16 protein-coding genes are annotated in these 16,553 nt (G+C 65.5%); 8 read left to right on the top strand and 8 right to left on the bottom strand.

The genetic code is table 11. The annotated features are described in order from the left end of the window. Window position 1: 1 nt before the first annotated feature. Entirely contained in the window at window positions 2-2,965 is a 2,964-nt protein-coding gene (locus ACXAJT_RS18145) for a helicase-related protein (protein WP_475237450.1), read from the bottom strand. A gap of 55 nt (window positions 2,966-3,020) precedes the next feature. Further along, window positions 3,021-3,638, bottom strand: coding sequence for a tetratricopeptide repeat protein (locus ACXAJT_RS18140; RefSeq protein WP_475237473.1), 618 nt, complete (start codon window positions 3,636-3,638; stop codon window positions 3,021-3,023). Between the two features lie 71 nt (window positions 3,639-3,709). Between ACXAJT_RS18140 and ACXAJT_RS18135 the strand changes: the two genes are divergently transcribed. From ACXAJT_RS18135 to ACXAJT_RS18105, 7 genes are all read left to right on the top strand, one after another. Next, on the top strand, window positions 3,710-4,015 hold the full coding sequence (locus ACXAJT_RS18135) for an SCP2 sterol-binding domain-containing protein (RefSeq protein WP_475237449.1): 306 nt from the start codon (window positions 3,710-3,712) through the stop codon (window positions 4,013-4,015). Beyond that, window positions 4,012-4,980, top strand: a complete 969-nt coding sequence (locus ACXAJT_RS18130; protein WP_475237448.1) for an alpha/beta fold hydrolase — start codon at window positions 4,012-4,014, stop codon at window positions 4,978-4,980. Before ACXAJT_RS18135 ends, ACXAJT_RS18130 begins: the two co-directional genes overlap by 4 nt. 75 nt (window positions 4,981-5,055) lie before the next feature. After that, window positions 5,056-6,072 (top strand): ligase-associated DNA damage response exonuclease, encoded by a 1,017-nt coding sequence (locus ACXAJT_RS18125; RefSeq protein WP_475237447.1) that lies wholly within the window; start codon window positions 5,056-5,058, stop codon window positions 6,070-6,072. Beyond that, window positions 6,069-7,661, top strand: coding sequence for an ATP-dependent DNA ligase (locus ACXAJT_RS18120; protein ID WP_475237446.1), 1,593 nt, complete (start codon window positions 6,069-6,071; stop codon window positions 7,659-7,661). Before ACXAJT_RS18125 ends, ACXAJT_RS18120 begins: the two co-directional genes overlap by 4 nt. 180 nt (window positions 7,662-7,841) lie before the next feature. Continuing rightward, window positions 7,842-10,136 carry an Orn/Lys/Arg family decarboxylase gene (locus ACXAJT_RS18115; protein WP_475237445.1) on the top strand — a complete coding sequence of 765 codons (2,295 nt, stop codon included), beginning with the start codon at window positions 7,842-7,844 and terminating at the stop codon, window positions 10,134-10,136. Window positions 10,137-10,303: 167 nt separating this feature from the next. After that, the gene (locus tag ACXAJT_RS18110; RefSeq protein WP_475237444.1) at window positions 10,304-12,118 is read left to right on the top strand and encodes a M3 family oligoendopeptidase; all 1,815 of its coding nucleotides are present in this window, start codon (window positions 10,304-10,306) and stop codon (window positions 12,116-12,118) included. 90 nt (window positions 12,119-12,208) lie between these two features. Beyond that, window positions 12,209-12,523 (top strand): hypothetical protein, encoded by a 315-nt coding sequence (locus ACXAJT_RS18105; protein ID WP_475237443.1) that lies wholly within the window; start codon window positions 12,209-12,211, stop codon window positions 12,521-12,523. Here ACXAJT_RS18105 and ACXAJT_RS18100 read toward each other — a convergent pair. After that, window positions 12,516-12,785, bottom strand: coding sequence for a DksA/TraR family C4-type zinc finger protein (locus ACXAJT_RS18100; protein WP_475237442.1), 270 nt, complete (start codon window positions 12,783-12,785; stop codon window positions 12,516-12,518). The two genes, ACXAJT_RS18105 and ACXAJT_RS18100, sit on opposite strands and share 8 nt — an antisense overlap. Window positions 12,786-12,948: 163 nt before the next feature. On the opposite strand from ACXAJT_RS18100, the gene ACXAJT_RS18095 reads away from it, so the two are divergent. Beyond that, window positions 12,949-13,476, top strand: coding sequence for a glutathione peroxidase (locus tag ACXAJT_RS18095; RefSeq protein ID WP_475237441.1), 528 nt, complete (start codon window positions 12,949-12,951; stop codon window positions 13,474-13,476). A gap of 12 nt (window positions 13,477-13,488) precedes the next feature. Here the strand turns inward: ACXAJT_RS18095 and ACXAJT_RS18090 are convergent, their stop codons facing one another. The 5 genes from ACXAJT_RS18090 to ACXAJT_RS18070 all read right to left on the bottom strand — a co-directional run bounded on the left by ACXAJT_RS18090 (window position 13,489) and on the right by ACXAJT_RS18070 (window position 16,498). Then, the gene (locus tag ACXAJT_RS18090) at window positions 13,489-13,740 is read right to left on the bottom strand and encodes an HP1242/YdcH family protein (RefSeq protein ID WP_475237440.1); all 252 of its coding nucleotides are present in this window, start codon (window positions 13,738-13,740) and stop codon (window positions 13,489-13,491) included. Between the two features lie 98 nt (window positions 13,741-13,838). After that, window positions 13,839-14,531: a thermonuclease family protein gene (locus ACXAJT_RS18085; RefSeq protein WP_475237439.1), complete on the bottom strand. Its 693-nt coding sequence runs from the start codon at window positions 14,529-14,531 to the stop codon at window positions 13,839-13,841. 104 nt (window positions 14,532-14,635) lie between these two features. Continuing rightward, window positions 14,636-14,833: a hypothetical protein gene (locus ACXAJT_RS18080; protein WP_475237438.1), complete on the bottom strand. Its 198-nt coding sequence runs from the start codon at window positions 14,831-14,833 to the stop codon at window positions 14,636-14,638. Window positions 14,834-14,955: 122 nt separating this feature from the next. Then, window positions 14,956-15,855: a DMT family transporter gene (locus tag ACXAJT_RS18075; RefSeq protein WP_475237437.1), complete on the bottom strand. Its 900-nt coding sequence runs from the start codon at window positions 15,853-15,855 to the stop codon at window positions 14,956-14,958. Window positions 15,856-15,898: 43 nt separating this feature from the next. Further along, window positions 15,899-16,498, bottom strand: coding sequence for a LysE/ArgO family amino acid transporter (locus ACXAJT_RS18070; protein WP_475237436.1), 600 nt, complete (start codon window positions 16,496-16,498; stop codon window positions 15,899-15,901). Between the last annotated feature and the right edge of the window lie 55 nt (window positions 16,499-16,553).

The raw sequence follows: 16,553 nt of genomic DNA, 5'->3' as shown, positions 1-16,553 counted from the left end.
CTTAGGACTTGTCTTTGTTAAAGCCCATGAGCGCGGCCGCGAAGGGGTTGTCCGGATCAATCCGGTCCTTCTTCTCGGGGCGCGACTCAAAGGTCTTGGGCCCCTTGGGACCGCCTTTGCCGCCCTTCGGGCCGCCCTTGCCGCGCGGCTTGCCGCCGCCGCCCTTGGGTCCGCCCTTGCCACGTGCCTGACGGCCACCCTCGCGGGCGCCACCGTCGCGGGCACCCTGACGACCACCGCGACCGCGGTTGCCACCCCAGGTGAAGGTGTAGAACACTTCGGTCTCGGGGCCGGCCAGCGCCGCATCGGGGCTCTCGCCCGGCAGCACTTCGGTTTCCGACGCCTCGGGGATGTGATCGTCCGCTTCGACAGCTTCCGGCGTCTCCGGCGTTTCGGCGATCGGGGCGACGCCCTCGTCGTCGATGGCCTCGGAGCCAGTCACCACGTCCGCAGGTGCCGGTTCCGCAGTCGGATCGGCCAGCGCGGCGGGGGTCGCCTCTTCTTCCTGCGCGGCGTCGAACACCGGCTCGTCCTCGCCCGGCGTGCCGGTCGGTTCGGAGGTCTCGGTCAGCACCTTGTCAGCCGCCCGCACCTTGGTGCGCTCGCCCTTCTCGGCGCGGTAGCCGAGACCTTCCATCAGGTCGGCGAATTGCTCCAGCGTCATGCCGGTGATCGACAGCATGTCGGCCTTGGCCTCAAAGCCGCCGCGGCTGTCTTCGCTGCGCAGCATGTCGGCCAGACGCTCAAGCATGTCGATGCGGATCGCCCGCTCACCCGCCGGGCGGTAGCCCGACAGCGAATAATGCACCATCGGCACGTCGCGCATGTTGGGCACGGTCACCAGACCCGGCGGCGGCGCCTCGGGGAAGGTGTCCAGATCGCTCGACAGCGACCACAGCACCAGCCGCAGACGCGTCGGCGCGGGCTTGAGCAGCAGCGGCATGAAGATCGTGTACTGGCCGAACCGCACGCCATGCTTGCGCAGCGCGCCGCGGGCGTCCTGATCCAGTTGCTTGACCTCATCGGCCACTTGGCTGCGCGGGATGATGCCCATCGCCTCTATCAGGCGGAAGCCGAAGCCGCGCGCCAGACCGGTCAGCGTTTCGTCTTTTTGCAGGTTCACCAGCGGCTCGAAGAGCGCGGCGATCTTGCGGTCGATGAAATGCTGCAGACGGCGTTCCACTTTCTGCGCCACCTCGGGGCCCGCCTCGTCATCGACGAAGACCGAAACCCGCGGCTTCAGCGGGTCGTCGCCTTTCAGCAGCTTGCCGACCGCCTGCTCGCCCCACATCAGACCACCCTGTTCGGTGAAGTCGATCTCGGTATCGGGGGCATTGTAGAAGCGATCCGCCCGCAGGTGGAAATGCGGCGCCAGCGCCTGCAGCGACGCCGTCTTCAGCGTCTTGGCTTCCTGGCCCGTCGCGCCGGCATCCTGCCGGAACCGGAACCCCTCGAGCCGACCGACGAATTCGCCTTCGACGGTCACTTCTCCGTTGTCGTTCACCTCGGCCAAGAGGGCCTCCTTCTGCTTCAACCGCCGCAAGAGCACTGATGTGCGGCGATCAACAAATCTTTGAGTCAGACGCGCGTGCAGCGCATCGGACAGTGCGTCTTCTACCGCGCGGGTCGCCTCGCGCCAATGGCTTTCGTCATCCACCCAGCCTTTGCGTTGTGCCACGTAAGTCCATGTGCGAATGAATGCCAGCCGTTTCGACAACGCATCAATGTCGCCATCGGTTCGATCAATACGTTTCACCTGCCGCGCCATGAAATCGCGCGGAATGCTGCCACGCTCGTGCAGGTGCTGATAGATCACCTGCAGCATGGCCGCATGTTCATTATGACTGATCCCGCGGAAATCGGGAATACGGCAGACATCCCAAAGCAGCTTTACCGAGGCCGGGTCGGACGCGCGCGCGCGGACCTCTGCCTGAGAGTTGAGCGATTTCAGCGACATGAGGTCGTCTGCCTCGCGCGCTTTGATCAGGTTCTGATCCGGCGGCGCCTGTTCGAGCGAGTCGATCAGCGCCTCGGGCGAGCCGAATTTCAGCGAGGAATTCCGCCAGTTGAGCTTTTTCAGCGGGGTGAAGCTGTGGCTGGTGATCGCCTCCACCCACTCTTCGTCGATCTGCCCCGCATCGCCGGTGGTGCCGAACGAGCCATCGCGCATCCCCCTGCCCGCCCGACCGGCGATCTGCGCCAGTTCGTTCGGCTGCAACTCGCGCATGCGGCGCCCGTCGAACTTGCGCAGCGCCGAAAATGCCACGTGATCGACATCGAGGTTGAGCCCCATGCCGATGGCATCGGTGGCCACAAGATAATCGACATCGCCGTTCTGATAGAGATCGACCTGCGCGTTGCGCGTGCGCGGGCTGAGCGCGCCCATCACCACCGCGGCCCCGCCCTTGGTGCGGCGCAGAAGCTCGGCGATGGCGTAGACGTTGTCGACCGAAAAGCCGACGATGGCGCTGCGCGGCGGCATGCGGGAGATCTTGCGCGAGCCCGAGTAGAACAGCTGGCTCATGCGGTCGCGGCGCATGAACTCCACGCCCTTCACCAGTTGCGAGATCGGCCCGCGCATGGTGTCGGAGCCCAGAAACAGCGTCTCGTTCAGCCCGCGCATACGCAGCAGGCGGTCGGTGAACACATGGCCGCGCTCGGGGTCGGCGCAGAGCTGGATCTCGTCGATGGCGACGAAATCGCAGCCCATCCCCTCGGGCATCGCCTCAACCGTACAGATCCAGTATTGCGCGCGCGGGGGCACGATGCGCTCTTCGCCGGTGATCAGCGCCGCGACAGAGGGGCCGCGTGCGGCAACCACCTTGTCATAGACCTCACGCGCCAGCAGCCGCAGCGGAAGGCCGATCATGCCGGTCCTGTGCGCCAGCATCCGTTCGATGGCGTAGTGGGTCTTGCCTGTGTTGGTCGGGCCGAGGACGGCCGCGATCCGTGCGCGTTGGGCCATGAGAGGGGGGCCTTGTCTTTCGTCTTCAGCGAACCCGCTGGTCCGCCCGGAGCCTTCAGAGAGAAACGCCCTTTACCTGCGTCTCCAGCCGATCGATCGCCTCTGTGACAGTCTCGTCGTAAGGCCTCAGCTCCACTACCCGTGAATAGGCCCGATAGGCAAGATCAAGATCGCCCAGTTCCTCATGGATCGCGCCGACACCCTGCAGGGCACCAAAATGATTGGGATTGAGCGCCAGCGTATGTTCCAGCGCATCCATCGCAGGCCCGATGCGGCCATCGGCGTAATAAGCCAGCGCCAGCGTGCTCCAGCCTTCGGCGAAGGCGGGGGCGTGATCGGTCAGCGCCGTCAGATGGCCGATCGCCTTGTCCAGCTCGCCGACCTCCAGCGCATCGCGGCCACGCTTGAGCAGCAGATCCATCGCAGCTGAGCCGGATTTAGACCATTCGGCCCGCAGATCGCGCTCGGCACGGTCGGCAATTTCCGGGCTCGGTGCCTCGGCCAGTTCGGCCAGAAGCTCCGCCTCGCGGCTCTGCGACTCTTGCTGGGTCGGCGCCACGCTGTCTTCGGCGCTGCCTTGCGCCGCCTCCTGCCCGGATGCGAGACCGGGTAGGGAAAACGTGACTAGGGCCAGCGCAAGCGCCGTTCTAGGTTTGAATTCGCGCAACAGCATGCTCATAGAGTGAAGTGTAACCCAAGCCCGCTGGATTGCCAGCACAGGAATTCGTGAGGAGTGTCCGGATCATGAGCGAAACCGTCAAGGCAGCCGTCGCCGCGCTGAACGAGAAACTCGATGGCGAGGGATTCGCCGGAGTGGCGAAGTTCGTGATCGAAGGCAAAGGCGCGATCATCGTCGATGAGACCGGCGCCCGCGCCGCAATAGGCGCCAACGACCCGGACGCAGATGTCACGCTCACCGCCGACACCGAAACCTTCCGCGCCATTATCGACGGCGAGAAGAACCCGACCACCGCCTTTATGACCGGGGCGCTGCAGCTCGACGGTGACATGGGCGCGGCGATGCGGCTGGCCAAGACGCTGGCGGGATGAGCGCCGAGGTCCCCTTCCGCGCCGATCTGGCCGAGGGTCCCAAGGGGGCGCGTGCACTCTGGGTCCGCGCCGAAGACGGGCTGCGCCTGCGCCTTGCGCATTATCCCGGCCCCGAGCAGGCCGAGGGCACGGTTCTGCTGTTCCCCGGCCGTACCGAATACGTCGAGAAATACGGCCGCGTGGCGCTCGCCTTCGCGGCGCGCGGTCTGCACACGCTGACCATCGACTGGCGCGGTCAGGGGCTTGCCGACCGGATGCTCGAGGATGGGCGCACCGGCCATGTGCATCTGTTCGCCGATTACCAGCGCGACGTCGACGCCATGCTGGCTGCCGCGCGCGATCTTGGGCTGCCAGAGCCGTTCCATCTGCTTGGCCATTCCATGGGCGGCGCGATCGGCCTGCGGGCGCTGGTGCGCGGTCTTCCGGTCGCCGGAGCCGCCTTCACCGCGCCGATGTGGGGCATTCGCTTCTTCGGCCCGGTGCGGCAGGCGGCATGGGCGCTCAGCTGGTCCGGGGCGCGTTTCGGCATGGGGCATTTCTATGCCCCCTCCACCGGCCCCGGCAGCTATCTCACCCGCACGTCCTTTGCCGGCAACGTGCTGACCACCGACCGTGATGGCTGGGACTACATGCTGCGGCAGGTCACCGAGGTGCCGCAGTTGCAGCTTGGCGGCCCGTCTCTGCGCTGGCTGCACGAGGCGCTGGCCGAATGCCTTGCGCTGTCGCGGCTGCCCGCGCCGGAGGTGCCCTGCCTGACCTTCCTCGGCAGCAACGAGCGCGTGGTCGACGGCGCCCGCATCCGCAGCCGCATGGCGCGCTGGCCCGAGGGTCGGCTGGAGATGATTCAGGGCGGCGAACACGAGGTGCTGATGGAAGACGCGGTTACCCGTGAGCGCATCGTCTCGCAGCTTGCGGCGCATTTCCGGCAAGCCGCGCAGCAGGCCGGCGACCGGGTCCACGCCTGAGCGCAGCGCCGCCTGATCTGGCCGTGATCTGGCCCTGATCTGGCCCAAGCGCCGCACCGCGCTATCCTTCGGCGCATGACGGAACCGGTCCTCAGCTTCACCGAGCGCGGCATTTACTGCCCCGCGGCGGATATCTACATCGATCCATGGCGTCCCGTGCCCCGGGCGCTGATCACCCATGCCCATTCCGATCACGCGCGGCCCGGCCACGGCAGTTACCTCGCCACGCCGGTCACCGCCGCGATGATCCGGCACCGGCTGGGCGTCGACGTCGGCACGCTGAACTATGGCACGCCGCTGCGGATCGGCGGCGCCACCGTCAGCTTCCACCCCGCGGGCCACGTGCCCGGATCCGCACAGGTGCGCGTCGAAGTGGGCGGCGAGGTCTGGGTGGTGTCGGGCGACTACAAGCTCGAGCCCGACGGCCTCTGCGAGCCTTTCGAGCCGGTGCGCTGCCATGCCTTCATCACCGAATGCACCTTCGGCCTGCCGGTGTTCCGCTGGCAGCCGCAAGCCGAGATCGCCGCCGAGATCAACGCTTGGTGGCGCGGCAATCGCGCGGCGGGTCGCGCCTCGCTGCTGGGGGCCTACAGTCTGGGCAAGGCGCAGCGGCTGATCTCGATGCTCGACCCCGAGATCGGGCCGATCCTCACCCATGGCGCGGTGGAGGGCAGCAACGCCGTGTTGCGCGAGATCGGCGCTTTTGACCGCGACACCATTCCCGTGACGCCTGATTTTGACCGCAAGGCCTATCCCGCGCCGATGGTGGTGGCGCCCCCCTCGGCCTTCGGCACCGCATGGGCACGCAAGTTCGGTCCGGCGCAGACCGGCTTCGCCTCCGGCTGGATGCGGCTGCGCGGGGTGCGGCGGCGGCGCGGCGTGCAGCGCGGCTTCGTCATCTCCGATCACGCCGACTGGCCCGCGCTACTGCAGGCAATCAAGGACACCGGCGCAGAAAACATATATCCGACGCATGGTTACACGGATATCTTCGCACACTACTTACGCAGCGAAGGCTACAATGCCACCCCAGTGCCTACTGAGTTCGGCGGCGACGAAGACACCACAGAGACATCCGGAGACGCCGCATGAAGGACTTCGCGCGCCTCTTCACAAAACTCGACCAAACCACCAGAACTTCAGAGAAAACCGCGGCCCTGAGCAAATTCTTCCGCAGCGCGCCCGAGGCTGACCGACTGTGGGCCGTGGCGCTGTTTTCCGGGCGCCGTCCAAAGCGCGCGGTCACCACCACGCTGCTGCGCGAATGGGCTGCCGAGCGCGCCGGGATTCCGCTGTGGCTGTTCGAAGAGAGCTACCCCATCGTCGGCGATCTGGCCGAGACCATCGCGCTGATCCTGCCGCCCACCGAAGCACCCGAGGAGCGTGACCTTGCGCATTGGATTGGCGTGGTGAAAGGCCTGTCGGCGCTGGATGCGGACGCGCGCAAGGCTGCGGTGCGTGACGCGTGGCAGCATCTCGACGCGACGGAGCGTTTCTTGTTCAACAAGCTGATCACCGGCGGCTTTCGCATCGGCATCAGCCGCAAGCTGATGACCCGGGCACTGGCCGAGGCCACCGGCGTCGATGAGGCGGCGATGGCGCTGCGGCTGATGGGCAAGTGGCAGCCGGAAGACACAAGCTGGGCGCAACTCACCGCCGAGGAGGACGCGCGCGAGGACGAAAGCCGGCCCTACCCGTTCTGCCTCGCCTCGCCGCTCGAAGCCGATGCGGAGACGCTGGGCGACCCGGCGGACTGGCTGGCTGAATGGAAATGGGACGGCATCCGTGGCCAGCTCATCCTGCGCGGCGGGGTGCATCACCTCTGGTCGCGCGGCGAGGACCTGATCACCGACCGTTTCCCCGAATTCGCCCGCGCTCCGGATTTCCTGCCCCCCGGCACCGTGCTCGACGGTGAGATCCTCGCATGGAAGGAAGGCGCGCCGCTGCCCTTTGCACAGTTGCAGCCACGGATCGGGCGCAAGACCGTGCCGAAAAAGCTGCTCAGCGAGGCGCCCGTGCGCATGCTGGCCTATGACCTGCTGGAGCACGAGGGCGTGGACATCCGCGCCCTGCCCCTTTCGGAGCGCCGCGCCCGCCTCGAAACGCTGTTGTCCGACCTGCCGGAAGATGCCGCCGTGATGCCCTCGCCGCTGCTGTCGGACCGCGACTGGCCTGCGCTTGCCACGCGCCGCGAGACTGCCCGCGCGCATCGCTCGGAGGGGCTGATGCTGAAACACAAGGACTCGGCCTATCGCGACGGGCGCAAGCGCGGCGACTGGTGGAAGTGGAAACTCGACCCTCTTAGCGTGGATGCGGTGATGATCTATGCCCAGCAGGGCCATGGCCGCCGCGCCAATCTGTTCACCGACTTCACCTTCGCGGTGAAGGATGGCAACGGGCTCGTGCCATTCACCAAGGCCTACTCCGGCCTGACCGACGCCGAGTTCGACGAAATCACCCGCTGGGTGAAGCGCAACACCCAGCAACGCTTTGGCCCGGTGCGGCAGGTGACGCCGGAACTGGTCTTCGAGATCGCTTTCGAGGGCATTCAGGCCAGCCCGCGTCACAAATCCGGCATCGCGCTGCGCTTTCCGCGCATGGCGCGCTGGCGCCGCGACAAGCCGCTGGACGAGATCGACACGCTGGACGGGCTGAAATCGCTGCTGCAGGCCTATGGGTGAACCAGCGCCACCCCTGCCGGGCCTGCACAGGGCCCCTTGACGGGGGCGGGTTCAAAAGAAAGAAACATCCGATCATTATAGGGGCCTCGCAGCAGGCTCCGTCGACCCGCCCGGAACAGGGGCCCATGGCCTCGGCGACCGAAACCCTGCCCAACGAAAGACCCCCGGTTGGAGAAAAGAATGAAGTTCCGCTTCCCCATCGTGATCATCGACGAAGACTTCCGCTCCGAGAATTCCTCGGGCCTTGGCATTCGCGCGCTCGCCCAAGCCATCGAGGCAGAGGGCTTCGAGGTGCTCGGCGTCACCAGCTACGGCGACCTCTCGCAATTCGCGCAACAGCAGTCGCGCGCCAGTGCCTTCGTGCTGTCGATTGATGACGAGGAGTTCTCCCCCGGCCCCGAGCTCGACCCGGCGGTGCTCAACCTGCGCAACTTCATCGAAGAGCTGCGCTGGAAGAACGAGGACGTGCCGATCTACATCTACGGCGAGACCAAAACCTCGCGGCACCTGCCCAACGACATCCTGCGCGAGCTGCACGGCTTCATCCACATGTTCGAGGACACACCGGAGTTCGTCGCCAAGCACATCATCCGCGAGGCGCGCAGCTACCTCGAAGGCATCCAGCCACCGTTCTTCAAGGCGCTGCTCGATTACGCAGAGGATGGCTCCTACTCGTGGCACTGTCCCGGGCACTCCGGCGGCGTAGCCTTCCTGAAGTCCCCCATTGGCCAGATGTATCACCAGTTCTACGGCGAGAACATGCTGCGCGCCGACGTGTGCAACGCGGTCGAGGAACTAGGCCAGCTGCTCGACCACAACGGCGCCATCGGCGAGTCCGAGCGCAATGCCGCGCGCATCTTCAACGCCGATCACTGCTTTTTCGTGACCAATGGCACCTCGACCTCCAACAAGATGGTCTGGCACCACAGCGTGGCGCCGGGCGACGTGGTTGTGGTCGATCGCAACTGTCACAAGTCGATCCTGCACTCGATCATCATGACCGGGGCGATCCCGGTGTTCCTCAAGCCGACGCGCAACCATTGGGGCATCATCGGCCCGATCCAGCGCAGCGAGTTCGAGATCGACAGCATCAAGGCGAAGATCCGCAACAACCCGCTGCTCAAGGATGTGGACCCCGACACGGTCCAGCCGCGCATCCTGACGCTGACGCAATCGACCTACGACGGGGTTCTGTACAACACCGAAGAGATCAAGGGGCTGCTCGACGGCTACGTCGAGAACCTGCACTTCGACGAAGCGTGGCTGCCGCATGCCGCCTTCCACCCATTCTACGGCAGCTATCACTCCATGGGCCGAAAGCGCGCGCGCACCCGCAAATCGCTGACCTATGCGACCCAATCGGTGCACAAGCTGCTGGCGGGCATCAGCCAAGCCAGCCACGTGCTGGTGCAGGACAGCGAGGAGACCAAGCTTGACCGGCACCTGTTCAACGAAGCCTACCTGATGCACACCTCCACCAGTCCGCAGTACAGCATCATCGCGTCCTGCGACGTGGCGGCGGCGATGATGGAGCCGCCGGGCGGCACCGCGCTGGTCGAGGAAAGCATCGTCGAGGCGCTGGAATTCCGCCGCGCCATGCGCAAGGTCGACGAGGAATACGGCGCCGACGACTGGTGGTTTCAGGTCTGGGGGCCCGAGGATTTCGACCACAACAGCGACGGCATGGGCCGGACCCGCGACTGGGTGCTGAAGAAGACCGACGCCGAGGGCGTCGAGAGCAGCGGCACCGACAGCTGGCACGGCTTCGGCGACATGGCGCCGGGCTTCAACATGCTCGACCCGATCAAGGCGACGATCATCACGCCGGGCCTCGATCTCGACGGGCGCTTCGATGACTGGGGCATCCCCGCCTCGATCGTCACCAAATACCTCGCCGAGCATGGCGTGGTGGTGGAAAAGACCGGGCTCTACAGCTTCTTCATCATGTTCACCATCGGCATCACCAAGGGTCGCTGGAACACGCTGCTGACCGCGCTGCAGCAGTTCAAGGACGATTACGCCAAGAACCAGCCGATGTGGCGCTCGATGCCCGAGTTCTGCAAGAAGCACCGCCGGTATGAACGCATGGGGCTGAAGGATCTGTGCCAGCACGTGCACGCGCAATACGCGCAATACGATGTGGCGCGGCTGTCGACCGAGATCTACCTTTCCGACCTCGAACCGGCGATGAACCCCGGCGAAGCCTATGCCCATATCGCCCGCCGCACCACGCAGCGCGTGCCGATCGACGAGTTGGAAGGGCGGATCACCACCTCGCTGGTCACCCCCTACCCGCCGGGCATCCCGCTGCTGATCCCCGGCGAGGTATTCAACAAGCGCATCGTCGATTACCTGCGCTTCAACCGAGAGTTCGCCAGCGCCTGCCCCGGCTTTGAGACCGACATCCACGGGCTGGTGCAGGAGGTTATGCCGGACGGGTCGGTGGAGTATTTCGCCGATTGCGTCGCGCAATGATCTATGGCGCGCGGCACAGAGGGGCGCTGCCCCTCGGCGCTGCGCGCCTCACCCCGGGATATTTTTGTCTAGACGAAGCGGCAGAGCGCCCGGAGGCGCTTTGCCCTTGAACCTGCGGGGGCCGGGCTCTTACCTGTGTCCCAACCAAGAGAATAAGGAGAGACGCGATGACCGTTCGGCCCGTTTTTGATGCGCATGCTGCTGCCGGGGGTAAAGACCTCGGCGATCTGCCGGAATGGGATCTGACCGATCTCTACCCCGCGCCCGACGCGCCGGAGGTGAAGCGCGATCTGGACTGGCTGGAAGACGCCTGTTCGCGCTTTGCGCATGACTACGAGGGCAAGCTGGGCACGCTCGACGCCGCGGGCTTCCTCGAGATGATCCAGCGCCACGAGAAGATCGAAGCGGTGGCGGGGCGCATCATGTCCTTCGCGGGCCTGCGCTATTATCAGCTGACCATCGACGCCGAGCGCGCCAAGTTCCTGTCGGACTGTCAGGAGAAGATCACCCATTTCACCACGCCGCTGGTGTTCTTCACGCTCGAGCTGAACCGGCTCGACGATGACGTTCTCGACGGGCTATTTGCCGCCGATGCCGAGCTGGGCCGCTACAAGCCCGCCTTCGACCGCATCCGCGCGATGAAGCCGCACCAGCTGTCGGACGAAATGGAGCACTTCCTGCACGACATGGGTGTGGTCGGTGACGCATGGGAGCGGCTGTTCGACGAGACCATCGCCGGTCTCAGCTTCACCGTCGACGGCGAAGAGATGAGCATCGAGAGCACGCTCAACCTGCTGACCGAGCAGGACCGGTCCAAGCGCGAGGCCGCGGCGCGCGAACTGGCGCGGGTGTTTGGCCAGAACATCCGTACCTTCGCCCGCGTGCACAACACGCAGACCAAGGAAAAGGAGGTGATGGACCGCTGGCGCAAGATGCCCACCGCGCAGCACGCGCGTCACCTCGCCAACGACGTCGAGCCCGAGGTGGTCGAGGCGCTGCGCGATGCGGTTGTCGCTGCCTATCCACGGCTGTCGCACCGCTATTACGAGCTCAAGCGCAAGTGGCTGGGGCTCGACCGGATGCAGGTCTGGGACCGCAACGCGCCGCTGCCGATGGAGACCGACCGGATCGTCGGCTGGGACGAGGCCGAGACAACGGTGATGGAGGCTTATGCCGGTTTTGATCCGCGTATGGCCGAGATCGCCGAGCCGTTTTTCAAGAAGGGTTGGATCGACGCCGCCGCCAATCCCGGCAAGGCGCCGGGCGCTTTTGCCCACCCCACGGTGACCGACGCGCACCCCTACGTGCTGCTCAACTACCTGGGCAAGCCGCGCGACGTGATGACGCTGGCGCATGAACTGGGCCACGGCGTGCATCAGGTGCTGGCCGCCGGTCAGGGCGAAATGCTGGCCTCGACCCCGCTGACGCTGGCCGAGACCGCCTCGGTGTTTGGCGAAATGCTGACCTTCCGCCGCCTGCTCGATCAGGCCAAGGACAAGGCCGAGCGCAAGGTGCTGCTGGCCGGCAAGGTCGAGGACATGATCAACACGGTCGTGCGGCAGATCGCCTTTTATGACTTCGAGTGCAAACTGCACGCGGCGCGCCGCGGCGGCGAGCTGACGCCCGAGGATATCAACGCGCTGTGGATGTCGGTGCAGGCCGAGAGCCTTGGCGATGCCTTCGACTTCATGGACGGCTACGAGACCTTCTGGGCCTATATCCCGCACTTCGTGCACTCGCCGTTCTACGTCTATGCCTATGCCTTTGGCGACGGCTTGGTGAACGCGCTTTACGCCGAGTACGAGCAGAACCCCGAGGGCTTTCAGGACAAGTATTTCGAGATGCTGAAGGCGGGCGGTTCGAAACACCACAAGGCGCTGCTGGCGCCCTTCGGCCTCGACGCCACCGACCCCAAGTTCTGGGACAAAGGGCTGTCGATGATCGAGGGCTTCATCGACGAACTGGAAGCGATGGAAGACTGAACGCGTGGGGCGGGCGCCGAGGTGCCCGCCCCTTCTTATCGGCAATGACCGAGCCCTCGCGGTCACTGTCCCCCCGGAAGGATGCGCCTCATGACGTCGCGCGACGATGATCCTCACGGCACGGCGGGACACTCGTCCCGGTCGAAACGCAGCCTCAAGCGGCGGATGCAGCATTTTCTGGTGCATGTGCGGCGGCGTGTGCCGCCCGGCCTGCGGCTGGTGCTGGGCCTACTGCTGATCTGCGGCGGCATCTTGGGTTTCCTGCCGATCCTCGGGTTCTGGATGATCCCGCTGGGGTTTGCCGTGGCCATGCTGGACGTGATGCCGCTTTACCGGCGTGGATTGCGCCGCGGCGAAGCGCGCCGCGATGCCAAGGCCCGGCGCGACGACGACGATCTTACTTGAGCTGGCTGTCTTTCGAGCCGCGCCGGTTGATGCCGCTGCGCGCTTGATAGCTGCCGTCACGCTCCTGCTGGCATTCAATGCACAGTTTCACGCCCGGGATCGCGGTGCGGCGCTTTTCGGGGATCGGCTCTTCGCACTCGGCGCAATGGATCCGGCTTTCGCCCGTCGGCTGCCGCCGCGCCTGCATCCGCGCAAGCTCGTCCTTGATGCTGTCCTCGATCTGCTCTTGTACCGCTCCGTCGCGGCTCCAGCCTCCGGCCATGGCGTCACCTCCTGCAAAGAGAAGATAGGCGCCCCTCCGCCGTCCTCCAAACGATTTTCGGCAAATCCGCGGCGGCGCAGATCCGATCCGCCATCGCCTCCGTATTCATTTCATTGACTTCACGTGACCGAGACTATTTGTGAGCGCAAAGGAGATGTTCGAGATGCGTATTTTAGCCCTGGTGCTTGGCCTTATCGCGCTGCCCGCTGCGGCGCCGATCGCTCTGGCCTCCGAGACGACGGAATTTCAATCGATCGACGGCGGCACGCTCGACCTTGCGCAATGGCGCGGGCAGCCGGTGCTGGTGGTCAACACCGCGTCGCGCTGCGGCTTTGCCGGGCAATTCGACGGGCTGCAGGACCTTTATGACCGCTACCGCGCGCGCGGGCTGGTCGTCGTCGCCGTGCCCTCGGATGATTTCAAGCAGGAGCTGGACAGCGATGCAGCGGTGAAGGAGTACTGCGAACTGAACTTCGACATCGACCTGCCGATGACCACGATCACCCATGTCAAAGGCGAAGAGGCGCACCCGTTCTTTCGCCAGTTGGCAGAAGAGAACGGCTACGCCCCGTCGTGGAATTTCAACAAGGTCCTGATCGGCCCGGATGGCGAATATGTCGCGGGTTGGGGCAGCACCACGCTGCCCCTCTCGGCGCCGATCACCGGTCAGATCGAGCCGCTGCTCGACTGACCGAGCTTTCGCTCAAGCCTCTTCGGCGTCGGCCACGAGCAGCGCATAGATCTCGTCTTTCAGCGCCGCGCGGCGCTTGCGCAGATCGGCCTCGGCGAGCGTCTCCATCGGGGTGATGCCGCTTTCGGCCCCGTGCACCTCGCGGTTGACCTCATAATAGCGCTCGGCCAGCGTGGCGAAATGTCCGCCCTGCTGTTTCAGGACCGAGATGCGCTCGGCGAACTGCGGGAATTCTTCGGCGAGAGAATGCGGAACGTGGGACATGGGCCGGTGCCTCCTTTTCTTGTCTTCGCCCTGTTTTGGCACGTGGCAGCCCGGTTCACTTTGATGCGGATCAAGCTGCCCCAAGGTCACGGAAAAGGTCAGCGCCGCGCCGGGCGCCAGCCCGCTGCCTCGGCCTCGGCGGCCGAACAAAACCACCGCTCGCCCGCGCTTTCGTCGATCCGCGTCGGAGCGTAATGCTGCTGGCCGGGGCTGTGGTAGATGCGCGTGCCCTTCGACGAGATGTTGCCCTTTATCACGCAGCCCTCGGGCGCGTCTTCGAGCGCCGCCGCATTGGCGGCGCGGCGGCTCTCGGCCCGGTAGGCCGCCGGGCGCTGCACCTGCGCGCCATGCAGACCGACGCCGCGCACCGCCGCGCGTTTCTCGTCGAGATCATAGTCCATGGAATAGGCGCGATAGGCAAACAGCAGCCCGTCCGAGACCAGCGCCCGCGCCACATCCTCACCCTCCACGTGGCAGCGCGCCACGGCGCGACCGTAGCGATCTGTATCGAGGCGTTCGCAGCGGGCGCGCCGCCCCTCGTAGCGGGCGCGCACCTCGTCGCTGACCCAAGCGCCGCAGGCCCAGTCCGGCGCACCCTCTGCGCCGCAGGTCTGCCCCTGTTCCGGCGCGTCGACGCCGAACAGGCGGACGCGCACGTCGCCCACGTCGAAGGTATCGCCGTCTATCACGTGAACCGGGCCGGAGAAGCTGGATTGTGCCGCAAGCACAGGTGACGCAACGGCAAGACAAGAGGCCAAAGCGCTAACGAAGAGTGAACGGATACAGATCATCCGGCCAAAATCGCCGCGCGACGCGGGGAGTTCAACCGAATTTATTTACCTTCGTTAAGATACCGCTCAGGCGCCCTGCCCGTGCTCAGGCACCCTACCCGTGCTCAGGCGTCCAGCGTGCCCAGATGCCGGTTCTGCGGCAGGCGCGAGACCTCGACGCCGCGCGCGCTGCGGTGCAGCGCATAGCCGTAGCCTTTCACGCGAAAGCGCCACTCAGCTTCCGACAAGGACTTCTGCCGCTCACTCAGCAGAAAGGCGGTCACGGCGTCAAATTCTTCGGTCAGTCGATTTTCGGCAAACATGGATACACACCCAACAAAACTGTTTCTACAAAAGAAACCCTGTCGCCGGATTGGGGCCGAAATGCGATCTGCGCGAGGATTTTTCGTGATCTCGAAACGAACTGTTTCCCGTGCCGGTAAGGTCAGAACTTGGTATCGGGCCCCGACGGGGTGACGCGGCGCTTCAGCATCGCCTCGCGCAGAGTGATGAACAGCACCGAGCCGATGATCACCAGCCCGCCCGCGACCACGAAGGGATCGACCGGCTCGGCAAAGAACAGCGCGCCTATGGCGATCGACCAGACCAGTTGCAGGAAGGTAACCGGTTGGGTCACCGTCACCGGCGCGTTGGAGAAGGCCAGAACCATCGCGTAATGCCCGCCGGTGGCGAAGGCGGCGGTGGCAAAAAGGATCGCCAGATCGGTCCAGCTTGGCCAGACCCAGACCGCCAGAGCGAAGGGAAACAGCCCGATGGTCACCGAAATCGACAGCAGCGCCAGCGCCAACGCGGGTGATAGCTCGTCGGTGATGATCTTGGCGATCAGATAGGAGATGGCGAACATCATCGAGGTGCCGAGCATGGCGAAATGCCCCGGATCAAGCTCGCGGAAACCGGGGCGCAGGATCAGCAGCGCGCCGCCAAGCGCCGCGAGAATGGCCAGCATCCGCCGCAGCGCCAGCCGCTCGCCCAGCACGAAGACCGCCAGCACCGTCACGTAAATCGGGGTGAGGTAATTCATCGCCGTGACCTCGGCCAGCGGGATGCGCGACATGGCAAAGAACCAGCAGATCACTCCCAGCGTCTGGGCGCCGCCGCGCAGCGCCGACAGCCGCCACTGGCGCCCGGTCATCCGCAACTGGCCCAGCGAGCGCCAGAGCGGGATCAGGAAGACCAGACCCAGAAGGTAGCGCAGGAAGGCCGACTCCGCCGCAGGCACCCTGCCCTGCAGCAGTTTGACCGTCACCGTCACCGCCACAAAGCAAAGCCCCGTGACGACCATGAAGAGGATGCCCCGCACCGGGTTCGATTGCTTCGTGCTCATGCGCCTTTGGTAGCCCGCCCAGCGTCAGGCGCAAGAGCCCGCGCTATCCCAGCAGCAGCTTGAGGGCGATGGCCCACATGGTCAGCCCGATGACCAGATCGAGCACGCGCCATGCCGCGGGCCGGGCAAACACCGGCGCCAGCAGCCGCGCGCCAAAGCCCAACGCGAAGAAGAACACGAATGAGGCAGTCACCGCCCCCATCCCGAAGGCCAGCTTGTCGGCGTATTGCGCCGATACCGCACCGAGCAGCATCACCGTGTCGAGGTAGACATGCGGGTTGAGCCACGTCAGCGCGAGGCAGGTGATCACCGCGCGCCGCAGACTGCCCTTGCCCGCCGCCTGCTCGGTCCGCAAAGCCTCGCCGCCGCGCCACGCGGCGATCAGCGTGCGCGCGCCGTACCATGCAAGAAACGCCGCACCGAGCCAGCGCATGACCGCCTCCAGCCCCGGCAGTTTGGTCGTCAGCAGGCCGAACCCGGTGACGCCCGCGGCGATCAGCAGCGCATCCGAAAGCGCGCAGACCAGCACCACCGGCAGCACATGGTCCCGCCGCAGCCCCTGTCGCAGCACAAAGGCGTTCTGCGCGCCGATCGCCACGATAAGCGAAAGCCCAAGGGCAAAGCCCGCCGCTGCTGCCTGCATGAAAGGTCTCCGTCGTTCTGTTTGCAAGCGGGCTAGCATGTGGCGTCTCGGAAAG

Source organism: Salipiger sp. ABF4_146 (genome assembly GCF_056161345.1).
This window is presented reverse-complemented; position numbering and strand designations above follow the sequence as displayed.